The sequence below is a fragment of the Azospira sp. MPR-LB4 genome (assembly GCF_058809525.1).
On record NZ_CM179521.1, the window covers coordinates 1,182,889 to 1,200,792 of the forward strand.

A 17,904-nucleotide genomic window follows, 5' to 3' on the forward strand; every position below is an offset into this window, starting at 1 on the left:
GATAGATGGCAGTCATACGCGGCCCGGTTCAATGTCGCGTTAATTTTGCCAGTCGGCCAGCCAAATGTCATGCACGCGGAATGTTTGCGAACGGCTGCAATGGCGCGATTTCCCTTACGCCCACTGATGGCCGTCTCCAGCCATCAACCGCAGAACTACCTAATGGAAGTCTTCAGCCGCCCGTGCTGGACATGAAGCGCACGATCTTCGGGGTGGCCATGGCGGCGGTGAAGTCGTGGCCCTGGGCTTTGAGGCCCATGCCGGTGGCGATGGCGGCGCCGAGGGGGGCGTCGTCCTGGGGATGGGCGCGCAGCAGGGGCAGGAGGGGGATGGCGCCGTCGTCGCCGAGGCAGGGGTAGAGGGTGCCCTGGGCGCTGATGCGCACCCGGTTGCAGGTGTCGCAGAAGTTGTGGGAATGGGGGGAGATGAAGCCGACCCGGCTGTCGCTGCCGCCGACCCGCCAGTAGCGGGCGGGGCCGCCGCTGTTCTCCAGGGTGGGGATCAGCTCGAAGCGCTCGGCCAGACGGGCCCGGGCGGCATCGCTGGAAAGATAGGTGGCGCTGCGGTCGTGGCCGGTGTCGCCGAGGGGCATTTCCTCGATCAGGGCCAGGTCGATGTTGCGGGCCACGGCGTAGGCCAGCAGGTCGCCCAGTTCGTCGTCGTTCACGCCCTGCTGCATCACGGCATTCAGCCGGATGCGGGAGAAGCCGGCGGCCAGGGCCGCTTCCACCCCGTCCAGCACCTTGGTCAGGTCGCCGATGCGGGTGATGGCGCGGAAGCGCTCGGGGCGCAGGGTGTCCAGGCTGATGTTGAGGCGGCTGACGCCGGCCCGGCGCAGGTCTGCGGCGTGGCGGGCAAGCTGGGAGCCGTTGGTGGTGAGCACCAGTTCCTTCAGGCCTTGCAGCCTGCCGATCTCCTGCAGCAGCCAGAGGGCGTTGCGCCGTACCAGGGGCTCGCCGCCGGTGATGCGCACCTTGGTCACGCCGAGGGAGACGAAGATGCGCACCAGGCGCAGGGCTTCCTCCAGGCTGAGGACGGCGCTGTGGGGCAGAAACTGCATCTCTTCCGCCATGCAGTAGGTGCAGCGGAAGTCGCAGCGGTCGGTGATGGAGAGGCGCAGGTAGGTGATGCGGCGGCCGAAGCGGTCCACCAGGCCGCCAGGGGGCAGGTGCAGCGGGGCGCCAGGGGGCGCCTGCTCTGAAATCATTGCCGGGCGGGCCTTACATCAGGGTACGGCCGCCGGAGCGCGGCGGCAGCGGCTCCTGGCTGGCACTGCCCTGGGATTGGCCCAGGGGGCGGGTCGCAGCCACGCCTTCGGCGGCCAGGTATTCCGGATGGCTGTAGATGACCAGGCGGGAACCCCGGGCGAAACCGGCCAGGGTGATGCCGCTTTCTTCGGCCAGGCGCACCGCCAGGCCGGTGGGGGCGGAGATGGCGACCAGGCAGCCGATGCCGGCGGCGGCGCATTTCTGCACCATCTCGTAGCTGGCCCGGCTGGAGGTGAGGACGAAGCCGGCGGCCGGGTCGATGCGGCTCTTGGCCAGCCAGCCCACCAGTTTGTCGAGGGCGTTGTGGCGGCCCACGTCTTCGCGCAGGGTGCGGATGTTGCCCAGGTTATCCACCCAGGCGGCGCCATGGACGGCGCCGGTGATGCGGTGCAGCTGCTGCCAGTCGGGCAGCTGGTCCAGGGCCCGGGCCACGGCGGCCACGGGCAGCAGCAGGCCCCGCTGCAGGGGCTTGTAGGGCCGGGCCACGGCGTCCAGGCTCTCGACGCCGCAAAGGCCGCAGCCGGTGCGGCCGGCCAGGTTGCGGCGACGCTCCTTCAGGGCGACGAAGCGGCGGGAGGAAATTTCCAGATGCACTTCCAGGCCCTGGCAGCCGGAAACCACCTCGACGCCGTACAGCTCGGACGGCGACTCCAGGATGCCTTCAGTGAGGGCGAAGCCCAGGGCCATGTCTTCCAGGTTATCCGGCGTGGCCAGCATCACCGCGTGGGAGATGCCGTTGAAGACCAGGGCCACGGGCACCTCTTCCACCACGTGGTCGTCGCAGGTCTCGGCCTCGCCGCCGCTCAGGCGCAGCACCGTGGTGCGGCAGACGGTGGCGTGTTCGGGGCCTTCCAGCTCGTCGTCGAACTGGGTGCCGTGGAGAAGATGCAGGGATTCGCTGGCCATGGTCGTGTGTCCTGTACTGCAAAGATGGGGCTGCAGGGGCCGGAGGCGGCAAGCGCCGCCCCCGGCCGCAACGTCAGGGAATCAGGGGATCAGGATTCCTTGCCGGTCATTTCCCGGAACCACTTGGGATGGTGCTTGCGCGCCCAGGCGTGGGTGACCACCCCTTCCACCATGGCGCGGATGGTGCCCTGCACCCAGAGGGCGGCATAGACGTGCACGATGATGCTGGCGATCAGCACCAGGGCGCTGGCGGCATGCACCAGCAGGGCCACCCGGATCAGGGGAATGGGGAAGTAGAGGGCGAAGTAGGGACGCCAGGCGATGACGCCGGAGATGAGCAGCAGGGCCATGCAGCCAACCATCACCCAGAACATGCCTTTCTGGCCGCCGTTGTAGCGGCCGATGTCGCCCACCTCGTTGCCCTTCATCACCTCCTTCACCGACTTCATCCACTTCACGTCCTCGCTGGTGACGAGGTTGTGGTGCCAGTAGCGGAAGAACTGGCGGGCGAAGGCGATGAACATCACCACCCCGACGAAGGGGTGCACGATGCGGGCCAACTGGGGCGTGCCAAAGACGCCGGTGAGCCAGAAGAAGGCCGGGTAGAAGAAGGCCAGACCGGAGATGGCCAGCAGGATGAAGCACACCGCCACCACCCAGTGGTTGATGCGCTCGGCGGCGTTGTAACGCTGGATCAGTTGTTCTTTCATTTGGTCACCTCTTCTTCAGCCTCGTGTTCGTCCTCGGCCCGGTTGGGGCCCACGGTGATGTAGTGGAAGAAGCCGAACAGGCCGGCGGCGGCGATGCCCAGGGTGGCGACGGGCTTGAGCAGCCCCTTCCACAGGCTGACCGTGGTGCTGATGGCCGGGTCCTTGGGCAGGTTGTTGTACAGCTCGGGCTTGTCGGCGTGGTGCAGCACGTACATCACGTGGGTGCCGCCCACCCCTTGGGGATCGTAGAGGCCGGCGTTGTCGTAGCCCCGGGACTTGAGGTCGGTGACGCGCTTTGCCGCCACTTCCTGCATGTCCTCCTTGGAGCCGAACTGGATGGCGCCGGTGGGGCAGGTCTTGACGCAGGCCGGCTCCTGGCCCACGGCCACCCGGTCGGAACACAGGTTGCACTTGTAGGCCTTGTTGTCCTTCGGGTTGATGCGGGGCACGTTGAAGGGGCAGCCGGAAACGCAGTAGCCGCAGCCGATGCAGTTTTCCTGGTGGAAATCGACGATGCCGTTCTTGTACTGAATGATGGCGCCGGGGGAGGGGCAGGCCTTGAGGCAGCCCGGGTCGGCGCAATGCATGCAGCCGTCCTTGCGGATCAGCCATTCCAGCTTGCCGCCGCTGACGTCGGGCTGCTCCACCTCGTTGAAGCGCATCACCGTCCAGGCCTGGGCCGAGAGGTCGGTGGGGTTGTCGTAGACGCCGACGCAGCTGCCCACGTCGTCACGCAGCTCGTTCCATTCGGAACAGGCCACCTGGCAGGCCTTGCAGCCGATGCAGACGGAAACGTCGATGAGTTTGGCCACTTCCAGGGGATTGCGGGCCTGGGGGGCCGCCGTCGGGCTGGCCGAGCGGCGCAGGATGTCGAGAGATTGCAGAGCCATGTGTTCTTGCTCCTCAAGCCTTTTCAATGTTCACAAGGAAGGCCTTGTATTCCGGCGTCTGCGTGTTGCAGTCGCCCACGGCGGGGGGCAGGGTGTTGGAGAGGAAGCCCTTCTTGGCCACCGTCTCCCAACCCCAGTGCAGGGGAATGCCGACCTGATGCACGGTCTGCTTGTTCACCGTCAGGGCCTTGATGCGCTTGGTCACCACGGCCTTGGCCTTGATGTAGCCGCGCTTGGAACTGACCTTGACCCAGTCCCCGGCCTTGATGCCCTTCTCGGCGGCCAGGGCCTCGCCCACCTCGACGAACTGCTCCGGCTGGGCGATGGCGCTGAGGCGCACGCTCTTGGTCCAGAACTGGAAGTGCTCAGTGAGGCGGTAGGTGGTGCCCACATAGGGGAATTCCTTGTGGGTGCCGAGGCGCTCCTTGTCCGCCTTGAAGATGCGCACCGCCGGGCTGGTCACCACCTTGGGATGCAGGGGGTTGGTGCCGAGGGGGCTTTCCATGGGTTCGTAGTGCTCGGGGAAGGGGCCGTCCACCAGCTTGTCGGTGGCGAACAGGCGGCCCACGCCTTCCGGATTCATGATGAAGGGGTTCATGCCCGAATCCGGGGCCGCATCCACCTTGAAGTCGGGCACGTCGGCGCCGGCCCACTTCTCGCCGTTCCAGGCGATCAGCTTGCGCTTCGGGTCCCAGGGCTTGCCGGCGGCGTCGCAGGAGGCCCGGTTGTAGATGATGCGGCGGTTGGCCGGCCAGGCCCAGGCCCAGCCCGGGGTGTTGCCCAGGCCCGTGTCGGTGTTGTCGCGGCGGGCCATCTGGTTGCCGGCCTGGGTCCAGCAGCCGGCGAAGATCCAGCAGGCGGACATGGTGGAGCCGTCGTCCTGCAGCACGGCGAAGCCGGGAATCTGCTCGCCCTTCTTCACCAGGAACTGGCCCGGGTTCTTCGGATCGGGAATGTCCGCCAGGGCGCGGCCGTTGAGTTCCTTGGCCAGCTCTTCCGGGGTCGGATCGTAGGGGTTCTTGTAGGGCCAGGAGAGGTTGAGGATGGGCTCGGGCACGGCACCGCCCTGCTCCTGGTACAGCTTCTTCAGGGCCATGAACAGCTCGGCGATGATCTCCTGGTCGGTCTTGGCCTCGCCCGGGGCGTCGGCGCCCTTCCAGTGCCACTGCAGCCAGCGGGAGGAATTGACGATGGCGCCGTCCTCTTCCGCGAAGCAGGTGGAAGGCAGGCGGAACACCTCGGTCTGGATGCTGGCCGGGTCCACGTCGTTCAGCTCGCCCTGGTTCTGCCAGAAGGTGGAGGTCTCGGTGGCGATGGGGTCGATGATCACCATGTACTTCAGCTTGGCGAAGTCGGCGGCGGTCTTTTTCGCGTCCGGGAAGGAGGTCAGGGGATTGAAGCCCTGCACGATGAAGCCGTTGATCTTGCCCTGGTGCATCAGGTCCATCACCTGCAGCACGTCGTACATCTTGTCCCACTTGGGCAGCCAGTCGTAGCCCCAGTTGTTCTCCTTGGTGGCCTTGTCGCCCCAGAACCACTTCATCAGGCTGACGAAGAACTTGGGGGTGTTGCCCCAGTAGTTCAGCTGGCCCGGCTGCAGGGCCTTGGGCGTGGTCTTCTCCAGGTAGTCGGCGAAGGTCGGATGGGCCTTCTCGCTGGGCAGGGTCAGGTAGCCGGGCAGGCTGGTGGACAGCAGACCCAGGTCGGACAGGCCCTGGATGTTGGAGTGGCCGCGCAGGGCGTTCACGCCGCCGCCGGGCATGCCGATGTTGCCCAGCAGCAGCTGGATCATGGCCATGGTGCGGATGTTCTGGGCGCCCACGGTGTGCTGGGTCCAGCCCAGGGCGTAGAGGATGGTGCCGACCTTGGTCGGCACGCAGGTCTCGCCCAGGTGCTTGCAGACGGAGAGGAAGCCTTCCGTGGGGCTGCCGGTGAGGTCGGAGACCACTTCCGGCGTGTAGCGGGCGTAGTGGGCCTTCATCAGGTTCCACACGCAGCGCGGGTGCTGCAGGGTCGGGTCGGTCTTGGCCTGGCCCTTGGCGTCCAGCTCGTAGCTCCAGGAGCCCCGGTCGTACTTGCCCTTGGCCTCGTCGTAGCCGGAGAAGAGGCCCTCGTCGAAGGTGAAGCCTTCATTGACGATGAAGCTGGCGTTGGTGAAGGACTTGACGTAGTCCCACTGGATCTTGTCGTTGCTCACCAGCCAGTTGATGATGCCGCCCAGGAAGGCGATGTCGGAGCCGGCCCGGATCGGCACGAATTCGTCGGCGACGGCGGCGGAGCGGTTGAAGCGCGGGTCCACCACGATCAGCTTGGCGCCCTTCTTCTTCGCCTCGATGGCCCACTTGAAGCCCACCGGGTGGGCCTCGGCCGGGTTGCCGCCCATGATCAGGATGAAGTCGGCGTTCTTGATGTCCACCCAGGTGTTGGTCATGGCGCCGCGGCCGAAGGTGGCGGCCAGGGCGGCCACCGTGGGGCCGTGGCAGACCCGGGCCTGGGCGTCGGTACCGACGATGCCCAGGGAGCGCATGAACTTCTGGGTCAGGATGCCGGTTTCGTTGGAGGAGGCGGAGGCGGTCAGCATGGCGGTGGACAGCCAGCGGTTCACCGTCACGCCGTCGGCGTTCTTGGCGACGAAGTTGGCGTCCCGATCGGCCTTCATGTGCTTGGCGATGCGCTCCACGGCCTCGTGCCAGGAGATGCGCTTCCATTCCTTGCTACCCGCTTCCCGCACTTCCGGGTACTTGAGGCGGTTGGGGCTGTGGATGAAGTCCAGCAGGCCCGCGCCCTTGGGGCACAGGGAGCCGCGGCTGACGGGGTGATCCGGGTCGCCCTCGATGTGGATGATCTCCTGCTTGGCGTTCTTGGCGCCGTCGCCCAGGCTGTACATGAGCAGGCCGCAGCCCACCGAACAGTAGGTACAGGTGTTGCGGATTTCCTTGGCCCGGGTCAGCTTGTACTGACGTACCTCGGCCAGGGCGGTGGCGGGCGAGAAGCCCAGGGCCACCAGGCTGGAAGCGGAAAGACCCGCCGCCGAAACCTTGAAGAACTGCCGTCGTGTGACTTGCATGAATCCTCCCTTGAAAGCGGAATTGCCGTGCTCCGGGCCGCCCGTGCAGAAGTCGCCTGACCTTCCGCCGGACCATCGCCGCCCACGGCTCGGGGAACATTTCGCACTTTCCGTGCCACCCGCCAAAACCGCTTCGCCACAAGGGTTTTGTGCTTCGCCGCAATCGAAAACGGGACATTCTGTCCCTCGCCGACCGGACAGAATGTCCCGCTGCAGCGCAGCAGAAGCGCCCTGCCCCGCCCCCGCAGCAGGGCCGAAAATCGGCCGCCGCCATCGGCGCCGGACCCCGCCACGGCCCTGGCGCCGCGCCGTTCCGCCGCCCCGCCATTCGCGCCCGACGCCGCTTCCGGGCACAATCCCGTGCACGATTCTTGCAACCCTGCGCCGATGGCCCGCCAGCCCGGGCCCAATCCGGCCCTCACCGCCCACTGAAGAGACCCACCCACATGACCCTCTCCGCCCACGACGACACCGCCGCTGCCATGGCCGCCGCCGGTCTGGTGCCCGGCCAGTCCCCCTCCCCCGTGCGCCTGCCCGCCGCCGCCAGCGTCTTCAAGACCCGGGCTGCCCGCCTGCGCCAGCTGGCCGAAGGCCACAGCCTGGGCGACTGGCTCGGCTTCGTCGCCACCCTCAGCGACGCCCAGCAGCAGCGCATCGACGCCGCCCCCGGCCTCACCCCCGGCGCTTCGCCGGAACAGCAATGGCAGGGCGACCTGCAGGCCCTGCTGGCCCTGCTCCAGGACCAGGTGCCCGAACCGGCCCGCCCCACCCTGGCCGCCCTGCAGCAGGCCGACGCCGCCAGCCTCAGCGCCCTGGCCGAGCGCATCGTCGGCGGCACCATGGAAGCGGACGACATGATCCTCGCCCCCTTCGTCATGGCCGCCCTGCAAGTGGCCTGGACCCGCCACGCCGCCGGCCTGGACGCCGCCAGCGTCGCCGCCCCCGCCACCGCCCACAGCTGCCCCGTCTGCGGCAGCGCCCCGGTGGCCGGCGTCATCCACGTCGGCAACGAATCCGGCGGCCTGCGCTACCTGCACTGCGGCCTCTGCCACACCGCCTGGCACCACGTCCGCGCCACCTGCGTCGCCTGCGGCAAAGGCAAGGAAGTCAGCTACCGCGCCCTTGACGAGCGGGAAGACGGCGCCCGGGCCGAAGCCTGCGACACCTGCCACAACTATCTGAAGCTGCTGCTGGCCGAGAAGGCCCCCGGCCTGGACCCCATCGCCGACGACATGGCCACCCTGGCTCTGGACATCCTGGTGAGCGAGGAAGGCTACCAGCGCATCGGCATCAACCCCTTCCTGCTGCTGGGCGAATAAGCTCCCGCTCCGGCGCATGCCGGAGAAGCACAAAAGACGGCCCTCCCGGCGATGCCATTGCCGGGAGGGCCGTCTTTATTGGGGTGTGGCGAGGTGGGTAGTTGTGATTGTTCGCCTGGGTATGGCGGACTGTTCCTCGAGGCGCTGCCGGGTGTGATTCCTCAGGTCCGAGAGTTGTTTGAATCTTCCGGCGTGGTGGAGTGTTTTACGGCTGGGTTCCGCGCCTGACGCGCGGGCGTCCTTTCTTTTGTCTCGCCAAAAGAAAGGAGCCAAAGAAAACGCGAGCCCGGTTTGGCGCCCCGCGTTCCGCGGGGTTCCCTGCGCTACTCGCTTCCGGCGGGGGCTGCGCAACTCGGGCCTAAAGGCCCTCAAACAGTGCTCGCCCTTTTCCCGCCACAAGCTCCGTTGCTCGGCGCCGCACAGGGCAGGGACCGGCTCTCTCCGAATATTTCTTATGACTTAAAGAAAACAATCACCGGCTTTGAAAACGGTCAATAACCGACTAAGCCGTCCACGTTTCGAAGGCTGGCTGCCTCCCACCTTGTTTGTGTTGCCAATTGCAAAACCTTTTCAACACCACATTGGGGCTGTTCATCACACACTCTATCGAAATAGCCCGCAAGCCACACATACTTAGCGAACACGTCTTCAGGACAATCTGCCTCTCGCGCCTTGCTGAGAATCAAATCACGGACAGGGTTGAGACAGCTTTTCCATAGTTGCGGATCTGTGAAGAACGGATCACCCATAAACGGCGGCAAGAAATTGAAAAATAGGTAGCCGTCAGGACTGGGTGCCCATGGAAGAGCGCCATTTGAATCTTTGCCTTCCCACTCTAAGCAAAGTTCCCTAGAGAGGATCACGCGAGGAGTAGAGGCAAATTTACTCTCCAAATCGTATGCCTGGATTAGCCCTGGGCCAAACACTAGGTTTCCATCGTGAAATATCTCTCCCCGTGAAACTCCGCCTCGAAGAAGGTATCCAGAAGTAATTAGATTAGATGTCAGTATTTGAAGGGCGTTTTGAAGGATATCTTTGCCTTGGCTACTATCTTCAACGCTAATAACTAGCGAATCTGAAAACTGGGTCATCACCGGATTCCCTGGCCATCTCATGCCATGGGGTAGCAGCCCACTTAGTGAGTTGAAGTGATTCGCGACCCAGCCCAATTGGGCCAAAGTTTTTCCCAGCGCCTTTACGACGGCACTTCCGCCACGACTGATTCCAGCCCTCCAGCCTAATATGTCAAGGAACGCAACAATGCGAGTTTCGTATTGAAGACTAGCTTCAAATCGCGCGGCCTCGTCGGCTTGGCGTTTTGCTTCAGCCTCTCTTTCTGGCGCATCGGCATCCCACTTTGCTTTTTGAGCATCAGCCAGCATTTCCTCTTCATCAGAGAACTCGAGGTAGTAGATCTCGCCTGTTTGCACGTTGGTGGTTAGGCTATATCGGCGAGTGTGGTTTCGCGCTTCCAAACGAACAAGCTTCCCGCCCTCGCGCTTGTAAATCGGATATTCGCCAGCGAGATCAACGACAGTTCTATAGGTTGGATTCATTAGCAGAAGGCATCAATAAGTTAGAGAAATCATACGCTTGCAGACAACCGATTATCCTCTTTGCGCTAGGTTGAGCTATGACCGCTTCTGGTCGCCCCCTTCCACCCCCGCCGAGCAGCGGAAGGCGGGCGGGGGTTTTCGGCGAGGACTGTCTGAGCCCCCGCAGGGGGCGAGTTCCGCAGCCGCCCCGCTCGGCTGAGCAGCGCAGGGAAGCCCGCAGGGCCGGGAGTGAGGGTTCCCCTTCTTTTGGTTCCTTTTCTTGGGGAAGCAAGAAAAGGAACACGCGCGGCGGCGCGGAACACAGCCGCAAAATCAACAAACCACGCCCGAAGCGGCAACCCACCCGAGCAAACCCACCAAAAACAAAGGGCAGTTGCAACCGCCCTTTAACCTCACTCCCCCGCCTTCATAAACCTCGCCGCAAACACCGGCGCCGACGGCTGTTCCGTGTATTGCGCCTCCCGGCGCAGCCACAGGGTGAAGGTGGTGTGCTCCCCCGGCGCGCTCTCCACCGAGATGCGCCCGCCGTAGCGCTGGATGATGGCGTAGGAGATGGACAGCCCCAGCCCCGTGCCCTCCTGCTTCTTGGTGGTGAAGAAGGGATCGAAGATGCGGTCCAGGTCGGCCGGGGCGATGCCGTGGCCCGTGTCCCGCACCCGCAGCAGGGCGCCGGGGAAGGAGGCTTCGCCGGGGATGGCGTCGTCGGGGCCGATGTCCCGGCTTTCCACGCTCAGGGTGCCGCCCTGGGGCATGGCCTGCATGGCGTTCATCATCAGGTTGATCAGCACCTGCTGCAGTTCGCCCCGGTTCATTTCCACATTGCAGCCGGCCTCGAGCCGGGTCTCCACCTTGACCCCGGCCTTGTTCAGGTTGTGCCGGGTCAGCACCAGGCAGTCGGCCACCACGCCGTTCACGTCCGTGGCTTCGGCATAGCCGGCGAAGTCGCCGGGGCGGGCGAATTGCAGCAGGCGGGTGACGATGGCGCGGATGCGCTGGGTCTGTTCGTCGATCAGGCGGATCTCGCCCCGCACCGGCTCGGCCTGCTCCCCCAGCACGTCCCGCAGCAGTTCCAGGTTGCCCTGGATCACGGCCACCGGGTTGTTGATCTCATGGGCGACGCCGGCGGTGAGTTCGCCGATGGCGGTGAGCTTTTCGTTCATCACCAGCTGCTGCTGGGCCCGGCGCAGGGTGGCGTTGGCCTCTTCCAGGGCGGCGGTGCGCTCGGCCACCTTGCGGTCCAGCTCGTCGGCGGAGCGTTGCAGTTCCAGGCGGCGGGCAGAGAGGGAATCGAGCAGGTGGTCGAAGGCCCGGGAGAGGCGGCCCAGTTCGTCCTTGCTGGCGCTGGGGCCGACCCGGGCGGTCTCTTCGCCGGCTTCGATGCGGACCATGACCCGGTTCATGCGCTCGATGGGGCGGAAGATGGTCTGGGCCCAGCGCAGGGCGGCCAGGGTGCCCAGGCCGGAAACCAGCAGGAAGAGCAGGAAGAGGCCGGCCAGGGCGCCGTGCAGGGCGGTCTGCAGGGGGGCTTCGAGAAAGCCCACGTAGAGCATGCCGACCCGCTCGCCGCGCAGGTTGAGCAGGGGCTCATAGCCGGAGACGTAGGTGTCGTCCACCACGAAGGCGGAGCCGAGCCACACTTCGCCCCGGCCCAGCACCTTGTCGCGCACGGCCTGGGAGACCCGGGTGCCGAGGGCGCGCCGGCCTTCGAAGAGGCGCACGTTGGTGGCAATGCGGGTGTCGCCGAGGAACAGGGTGGCGGTGCCCTGGCTGCCCAGGGGCAGGGAGGCCTGCTGATAGACGATGGTGTTGATGCGGTCCACGATGCCCAGGTTGCCGTTGAGCAGGACGCCTCCTTCCAACACTCCCAGCATCTGGCCCTCGCTGCCTAGCACCGGCACCGCGGCCTGGATCACCAGGCCCCGGTCTTCGGCCCGGCGCGGGTCGGGGGAGGCATTGCGGGTGGGCAGCAGGTCCAGGTGGGCCCGCTGGCGCAGGGCGGGCGCCAGTTCGTCGAGCTGCTCCGGGGCGAACACTTCCAGGCCGTGCTGGCCCCGCCCCTGCAGGGCGGACTGGACCACGTCCCAGGCGCTGCGGTCCACCGGGCCGCGGCCACCGGCCCGCACCCGGCCCCGGGAATCGAGCAGCACCAGATAGTCCAGGCCCTGGGCCAGGGCCGCCTCCTGCAGCAGCAGGTCCATGTCGTCGGGAGCGCCCCGCTGCAGGGCCTGCAGCAGGCGGTGGGAGGAGGAGAAACCTTCCAGGTTGAGGCTGACGCCGCTCTGCACCCGGTCGAAGAACTGGCGGGCGGTGACCAGGTCGGAGCTGACCTTGTTCACCAGCAGCTGGTTGTAGCCCTGGGTGCCCCATATCCAGACGATGAGCAGCAGCACCGGCACCCCCAGCAGCAGGGGCGCCAGCACCAGGGCCAGCAGCTTGAGCCGCACCGAGCCGGCGAAGGAGGCCTGCAGTTCCTCCAGGCGCCGGCCGGGATGGCGCAGCCAGGCGCCCAGGCGGCCGCTCATACCCCCCACTCGGCGCACTTGCGGTCCAGGGTCTTGCGGGAGACGCCCAGGAGGTCCGCCGCCCGGGCCTTGCTGCCGTTGCTCTGGGCCAGCACCGCCAGGATGTGGCGCTTTTCCACCTCGGCCAGGAGCAGGGAGGGGGGCGCTGCCGCCGGCTCCATGGCGGCGCCGTCGCTGCCCAAGGAGTCCAGGGGGAATTCGCCGAAGAGCAGGGAGCGCTCGACGAAGTTGCGCAGCTCCCGCACGTTGCCGGGCCAGGCGTAGGCCGAGAGGGCGTGGGCCACCTCGGGGGTGATGAGCAGGGGCGCCACGCCGAGCTGGACGCACAGGTTGTCCATGAACAGGGCCGCCAGCTCGGGCACGTCCTCGGCGCGCTGGCGCAGGGGCGGCACGGTGAGGGTCATCACTTCCAGGCGGTAGAAGAGGTCCTGGCGGAAGCGGCACTGGGCCACCTCCTGCTTCAGGTCCCGGTTGGTGGCGGCCACCACCCGCACATCCACCGGCACCTCGTGCTCGGTGCCGACGGGGCGGATCTTGCGTTCCTCCAGCACCCGCAGCAGCTTGGACTGCAGGGCCAGGGGGAACTCGCCGATTTCGTCGAGGAACAGGGTGCCGCCGTGGGCATAGTAGAAGAGGCCGTTGCGGGCCTCCTTGGCGCCGGTGAAGGCGCCCTTCACGTGGCCGAAGAGTTCGGATTCGATGAGGTCGGCGGAAATGGCGGCGCAGTTCACCGCGACGAAGGGCCGGGAGGCCCGGGGCGAGAGCTGGTGCAGGGCCCGGGCCACCAGTTCCTTGCCGACGCCGGATTCGCCCTGGATCAGCACCGTCGAGGGCGTCGGCGCCACCCGCCGCACCAGGGCCCGCAGGCGGGCGATGCTGTCGGAGTGGCCGACGATCTCGTCCCGGGCGCCGCCCCGCTCTTCCAGCTGGCGGCGCAGGACGAAGTTCTCCCGGGCCAGGCGGGCCCGCTCGAAGCAGCGGTTGATGGAATTGACGATCTGGTCCACGCGGAAGGGCTTGAGGACGAAGTCGGAGGCGCCGGCGCGCAGGGCGTCGATGGCCGTTTCCATGTCGGCGAAGGCGGTGATGAGGATGACGTCGCCGGCGAAACCGGCGGCCTTCAGGTCCTTCAGCCATTCCAGGCCGGATTTTCCGGGCAGGGCGATGTCCAGGATGATCAGGTCGAAGTGGCGCCCGGCCAGCTGGGCCGCCCCCTCCTCGGCGCTGGCCGCCGCCTCCACCTGCCAGCCGCGCAGGGCCAGGGTGCGGGAGAGGAAGCTGCGCATGCCCTCCTCGTCGTCCACCACCAGCACCGTCGGTTCGGCGGGGCGGTCGGCGGGATCGGGGGATTCGGACCCGGGGGTTTCGGGAATGAAGGCCATGGCGAAGAAGGGAATGGGCGCGGAAAGGGCCGATTATAAGCCCCGCCGGCGCCCGGCCCGGCCCTCAGGGACGCAGTTCCACCAGGGTCAGGTCGTCGCGGAACTGGTCGCTGCCGTGGTAGCGGGCCGCCGCCAGCCAGATGCCCTGCACCGAGCGGCGCGGCCCCGGCTCCGCCAGGAGTGCGAAGATGGCCTCTTCGCCAAAGGCCTTGCCGTTCTCGTCCTCGCACTCGCAAAAGCCGTCGGTGAACAGGTAGAAGCGGTCCCGGGGATGGAACACCAGTTCCGTCGGCGCTTCCGTCTCCCCCAGGTTGGGCTGCAGGCCGAGGGGATAGTAGGCCGAGCCCACCAGGGTCAGCTTGCCCCGGCCGCTGCGGTTGAAGCAGCCGGGCATGCCGCCGTTCCACACCCGCAGCCGGTCCCGGGCGGCATTCACCTCCACCAGGGCGAAGGCCATGAACATCTGCAGCGGCAGGCGCTGGAACATGACCCGGTTGAGTTCGATCAGCAGGGCCTCGGCATCGCCGTTCTCCGCCGCCTGGGAATAGAAGACGTGGCCCAGCAGGGGCGCCACCACGGCGGAGGCGGGGCCGTGGCCGGAGATGTCGCCCACCAGCACCCACTGGCGCCGGTCCGGGGTCATGGCGGAGAGCAGCATGTCGCCGTTACTGCGGTCCACCGAGGAAAGGACGTAGCGCAGCTTGTGGGGATCGAAGGTCTCGGTCTCCCGCAACCGGGTGAGGATGTCCTCGGCCAGGCAGCGCTCGTGCATCAGCCACTGGTTCTGCTCCGCCAGCTGGCGCCGTGCCTCGGCCAGGGCCACATGGCTGCGGATGCGGGCGCGCACGATGGAGGGGCTGACCGGGCGGCCGATGAAATCCACGGCCCCCAGGGCCAGGCCCCGGACCTCGTCGCGGATGGCGGTCATGGCGGTGACGAAGACCACGGGAATGGCGGCGGTGGCCGGATCGGACTTGAGCCGGTCCAGCACCTCGTAGCCGTCCATGCCCGGCATCATGACGTCGAGCAGGATCAGGTCCGGCGGCGGCTCGTCCACGGCGCAGGCCAGGGCTTCCGGACCGTTGTAGGCGAAGCGCAGGTCGTATTCGAACTGCAGGCAGTCGGCCAGCACTTCGACGTTTTCCCGGGCGTCGTCCACGATGAGGACGATGGGGCGCCGGGGCGTCCGCCACGGACACCCCCTGCCGGCGGGCAGCCCGGGGCTGCCCTGGTCGGACGCATAGGACACGGAAGCCCTCCAGCCACTCCGGATCGGAACGGTCGCTGGCGGGCCGGAGCCCGCCATGGCGGCGTCAGACCAGCTTGAGCACCTTGTGCAGATTGACCAGCTTGAGGACTTTCTTGACGTCGCTGCTGCAGTTATGCAGCTCCAGGGACTTGCCTTCCCGGGTGACGCGGTCGTTGATGACCATGAGGGCGCCGATGCCCGAACTGTCGATGTAGGTCAGCTTGCCGCAGTCGAGGATGACCCGGCTGGCTTCCGGCATGGCGATCAGGCTGTTGCAGCGGCTGTGGAAATTGACGGTGTTGGAGTAATCCAGGCGGCCCTCCAGGGCCAGGGAACACTCGCCATCCTGCTGGCGGATTTCAGCTTGGCTGTCCATTTCTTATCCCCCTGAAACTCCCGGGAGGCTGGCGGGCACAGCCTCCGGGCTAGATTGAGCGGTCTCTGTCCCGGCGCTTCCCTGATGAAACATCTGTGCGCTTCTTGGGGGCGGGCCGGAGGATCATTAGGCTACCGCCGGCAGGCGCCCGTCAAGCCCCTGCCATCAACGTACGGCAAACCGCTTTTCCATCTCCACCGCCATGGCGTTGAACTGCTCGGCCAGCTCGTGCTGCAGCAGGGACGGTCCCAACAGGGAGGGCAGCCAGAAGTCGGGAACCATCGCCACCCGGTAGGAAAAACGGGTGCCGCCGTCCAGGGGCGCCAGCACCATGTCGCTCTCGAATTGCCTGGTATTACCGGCCAGGCCGCGGGCCTGGATGCGCCGCCGGGGCGTCAGGGTGATCTCCCGCAGGGACTCGAAGGCGAAGGAGAAAATGCCGAAGCGGGCCCTCCCCTTCTGCTCCACCTGCAGCACCTGGCCCTGGCGGGAAAGCACCCGGCTGCTGCTGAGATTGGTGAGGATGGCGGTCATGTTGTCGAAGTCCGTCAGCACTTCCCAGGCGACGGACGGCGGCACCGGCACGACGAACTGCGCCTCCACCGTCCACGTCTCGCCCTGGCGGCGCACCTGGATCTCATCTTCGTCGATGCGGACGGGGGCATTGGCGCCGGCGAGGACCAGGCCGGGGGCCAGCGGCAGCAGGGAGAGGGTCCGCAGAAGGAGGCGGCGGCAGGAATCCATGGCCCATTCTTGCGCCGGGCCCTGACCCGGGTCTGACCGGGCCGTGTAAAAGAATGTTCAGAGGGAAAGCACGGCGGGGAGGAAGACCTCGTTCACCAGGAGCCCCTTGGCGCCGCGGCCGAAGCGGGAGCGGCGGGCCCACAGCCAGCCGGGCTGGGGGCCAAGGGCGGCCTCGGCGCTGCGGTAGAGGCGGTGGCGCCGGTCCAGGGCGCGGAATTCGAGGCGGCCCCGGGCGATGCGCGGGTCGGAGAAGAGCAGGCTGCCCAGGGAACGCTGGCCCAGGGCGAAAAAGCGCTGATCGAAGGGATGGCGCGGCGCCAGGGGCATGACGGTGTGGGCGAAGACCACCGGCACCTCGTCCGCCAGCAGCAGCACTTCCCGCATCCAGACCCGGGTGCCGGCGGGCAGGCCGAGGCAGGCCGCCTCTTCGCTGCCGATGGGGGCCAGGCACTGGCGCAGGCATTGCACGCGGAAACGGTCGCAGCGGGCGCGGATGCGGGCGGTGAGGGAACCCCGTTCCTCCAGCCAGGGACGCAGGGCCGGGGCCGGGGCCCGGCCGCGTTGCAGCAGGGCCGGGCGCCAGGCGGCGCGGGCCGGGATCATCGCGGCGCGGGAGCGCGCTCGATGCCGCCCAGGGTCAGGCCGGCCTTGAGGCCCCGCTGGGCGAACCAGCCCTGGTTCATCTCCAGGGCGAAGCGGGCGTCCTTGTCGGCGCAGTGGCTGTTCTCGGTCTGGGGCTGCATGTCGCGGATGTTGATGATGCGGCCCTGTTCATCGAGGAAGGCGACGGAAAGGGGCAGCAGGGTGTTCTTCATCCACATGCAGTGGCGGGCCGGGAAGGGGAAGACGAACAGCATGCCCTGGTTGGCCGCCATGCTGCGGCGGTTCATCAGGCCCTGCTGACGGTCCGGATCGGTGTAGGCCACTTCGGCCTCGATGCGGTGGAAGCCGGCAGTCAGTTCCAGGCGGCCCATCTCGGCCAGGGCGCTGCCGCACCAGGCAGCGGCTGCCAGGGCCAGGGCGGCGCCCAGGGAGCGGGAAAGGGTGGTGGTATGCATGGGGCGGAATTATAGGCCAGCCGGCAGCGGCTGCCCTACTTTGCACAGCGCCGGGCCGGGCAGGCCGCAAGCCTGCCGGACCGGCCCGGCGGCTTAGTGGTGGAGCTTGGCGTGGTGCTTGGCGGCCTTGGCAGGCTTGACGTGCTTGGCATGGCTCGCCTTCTTGGCATGGTGGCCGTGGGTGGCGGCTTCAGCGACGCCGGTGCCGAGGGCGAAGGCCAGGGTCAGGGCGAGCAGTAGGGCTTTTTTCATTTGCAACTCCGTCAGGGGATGGGGTTCGGCCGGGAGCGCCGTCCGGCGCCAGGTCGGCAAAACCGCCCTGCAGCAGACGCCACTCTCCCGGGGCCAGGCCTTCCACGGAAGCCCGGCCGATGGCGGCCCGGATGAGCCGGAGCGTAGGGTAGCCCACGCTGGCTGTCATCCGCCTGACCTGGCGGTTCTTGCCCTCACGGATTTTCAGTTCGATCCAGCTGGTGGGGATGGCAGCCCGGTAGCGGATGGGCGGCTCCCGCAGCCACAATCCATGCGGTTCTTCCATGAGCCTGGCCTGGGCCGGCCGGGTGACGCCATCCTTCAGGGCAACCCCCTGGCGAAGGGCTTGCAGCGCGGCTTCCGTCGGCACGCCCTCCACCTGCACCCAGTAGGTCTTTTCCAGCTTGTAGCGGGGATCGGCGATGCGGGCCTGCAGGACGCCGTCGTCGGTGAGCAGGAGCAGGCCTTCGCTGTCCGCATCGAGGCGGCCGGCGGGATAGACGCCGGGTATCTCCAGGTAGTCCTTGAGGCCCTGCCAGCGGCCTTCGGGGGTGAATTGGGAGAGGACGCCGTAGGGCTTGTTGAAAAGGAGGATGCGGGCCATC

Annotated in this window: 16 protein-coding genes; 1 reads left to right on the forward strand and 15 read right to left on the reverse strand. The window is 67.1% G+C overall.

Annotated elements, in window-relative coordinates; translation table 11 throughout:
• Nucleotides 1-172: 172 nt before the first annotated feature.
• The 5 genes from moaA to fdnG form a co-directional block, all read right to left on the reverse strand.
• Nucleotides 173-1,207, reverse strand: a complete 1,035-nt coding sequence (gene moaA, locus AC3QLZ_RS05380; RefSeq protein WP_287873819.1) for a GTP 3',8-cyclase MoaA — start codon at nucleotides 1,205-1,207, stop codon at nucleotides 173-175.
• Between the two features lie 13 nt (nucleotides 1,208-1,220).
• Nucleotides 1,221-2,174 (reverse strand): formate dehydrogenase accessory sulfurtransferase FdhD, encoded by a 954-nt coding sequence (gene fdhD / locus AC3QLZ_RS05385; RefSeq protein ID WP_130458896.1) that lies wholly within the window; start codon nucleotides 2,172-2,174, stop codon nucleotides 1,221-1,223.
• An 89-nt stretch (nucleotides 2,175-2,263) separates the two neighbouring features.
• Nucleotides 2,264-2,884, reverse strand: coding sequence for a formate dehydrogenase subunit gamma (locus AC3QLZ_RS05390; protein WP_130458897.1), 621 nt, complete (start codon nucleotides 2,882-2,884; stop codon nucleotides 2,264-2,266).
• Nucleotides 2,881-3,774: a formate dehydrogenase subunit beta gene (gene fdxH, locus AC3QLZ_RS05395; RefSeq protein ID WP_130458898.1), complete on the reverse strand. Its 894-nt coding sequence runs from the start codon at nucleotides 3,772-3,774 to the stop codon at nucleotides 2,881-2,883. The genes AC3QLZ_RS05390 and fdxH overlap by 4 nt, the downstream gene beginning before the upstream one ends.
• A gap of 13 nt (nucleotides 3,775-3,787) precedes the next feature.
• Nucleotides 3,788-6,841: a formate dehydrogenase-N subunit alpha gene (gene fdnG, locus AC3QLZ_RS05400; protein WP_492783455.1), complete on the reverse strand. Its 3,054-nt coding sequence runs from the start codon at nucleotides 6,839-6,841 to the stop codon at nucleotides 3,788-3,790.
• 446 nt (nucleotides 6,842-7,287) lie between these two features.
• On the opposite strand from fdnG, the gene fdhE reads away from it, so the two are divergent.
• Nucleotides 7,288-8,160: a formate dehydrogenase accessory protein FdhE gene (gene fdhE / locus AC3QLZ_RS05405; protein WP_492783456.1), complete on the forward strand. Its 873-nt coding sequence runs from the start codon at nucleotides 7,288-7,290 to the stop codon at nucleotides 8,158-8,160.
• Nucleotides 8,161-8,651: 491 nt separating this feature from the next.
• Here fdhE and AC3QLZ_RS05410 read toward each other — a convergent pair whose 3' ends face one another.
• From AC3QLZ_RS05410 to AC3QLZ_RS05455, 10 genes are all read right to left on the reverse strand, one after another.
• A complete protein-coding gene (locus AC3QLZ_RS05410; protein WP_287873822.1) occupies nucleotides 8,652-9,716 on the reverse strand; it encodes a hypothetical protein in 1,065 nt (354 codons plus the stop codon).
• Between the two features lie 392 nt (nucleotides 9,717-10,108).
• Nucleotides 10,109-12,238 carry a cache domain-containing protein gene (locus AC3QLZ_RS05415; protein ID WP_492783457.1) on the reverse strand — a complete coding sequence of 710 codons (2,130 nt, stop codon included), beginning with the start codon at nucleotides 12,236-12,238 and terminating at the stop codon, nucleotides 10,109-10,111.
• Nucleotides 12,235-13,620: a sigma-54-dependent transcriptional regulator gene (locus AC3QLZ_RS05420; RefSeq protein ID WP_416244287.1), complete on the reverse strand. Its 1,386-nt coding sequence runs from the start codon at nucleotides 13,618-13,620 to the stop codon at nucleotides 12,235-12,237. The genes AC3QLZ_RS05415 and AC3QLZ_RS05420 overlap by 4 nt, the downstream gene beginning before the upstream one ends.
• A 64-nt stretch (nucleotides 13,621-13,684) precedes the next feature.
• Entirely contained in the window at nucleotides 13,685-14,869 is a 1,185-nt protein-coding gene (locus AC3QLZ_RS05425) for a SpoIIE family protein phosphatase (protein ID WP_492783458.1), read from the reverse strand.
• Nucleotides 14,870-14,933: 64 nt separating this feature from the next.
• Complete coding sequence (locus AC3QLZ_RS05430) at nucleotides 14,934-15,245, reverse strand: STAS domain-containing protein (protein ID WP_492783459.1); 312 nt, start codon at nucleotides 15,243-15,245, stop codon at nucleotides 14,934-14,936.
• Between the two features lie 165 nt (nucleotides 15,246-15,410).
• Entirely contained in the window at nucleotides 15,411-15,989 is a 579-nt protein-coding gene (locus tag AC3QLZ_RS05435) for an SRPBCC family protein (RefSeq protein WP_492783460.1), read from the reverse strand.
• Between the two features lie 57 nt (nucleotides 15,990-16,046).
• Nucleotides 16,047-16,592 carry a chorismate--pyruvate lyase family protein gene (locus AC3QLZ_RS05440; protein WP_130458912.1) on the reverse strand — a complete coding sequence of 182 codons (546 nt, stop codon included), beginning with the start codon at nucleotides 16,590-16,592 and terminating at the stop codon, nucleotides 16,047-16,049.
• On the reverse strand, nucleotides 16,589-17,047 hold the full coding sequence (locus tag AC3QLZ_RS05445; RefSeq protein WP_152089576.1) for a DUF192 domain-containing protein: 459 nt from the start codon (nucleotides 17,045-17,047) through the stop codon (nucleotides 16,589-16,591). Before AC3QLZ_RS05445 ends, AC3QLZ_RS05440 begins: the two co-directional genes overlap by 4 nt.
• A 93-nt stretch (nucleotides 17,048-17,140) precedes the next feature.
• Entirely contained in the window at nucleotides 17,141-17,299 is a 159-nt protein-coding gene (locus tag AC3QLZ_RS05450; RefSeq protein ID WP_416244040.1) for a hypothetical protein, read from the reverse strand.
• Nucleotides 17,238-17,903 carry a pseudouridine synthase gene (locus AC3QLZ_RS05455; RefSeq protein ID WP_130458914.1) on the reverse strand — a complete coding sequence of 222 codons (666 nt, stop codon included), beginning with the start codon at nucleotides 17,901-17,903 and terminating at the stop codon, nucleotides 17,238-17,240. Before AC3QLZ_RS05455 ends, AC3QLZ_RS05450 begins: the two co-directional genes overlap by 62 nt.
• Nucleotide 17,904: the final 1 nt, after the last annotated feature.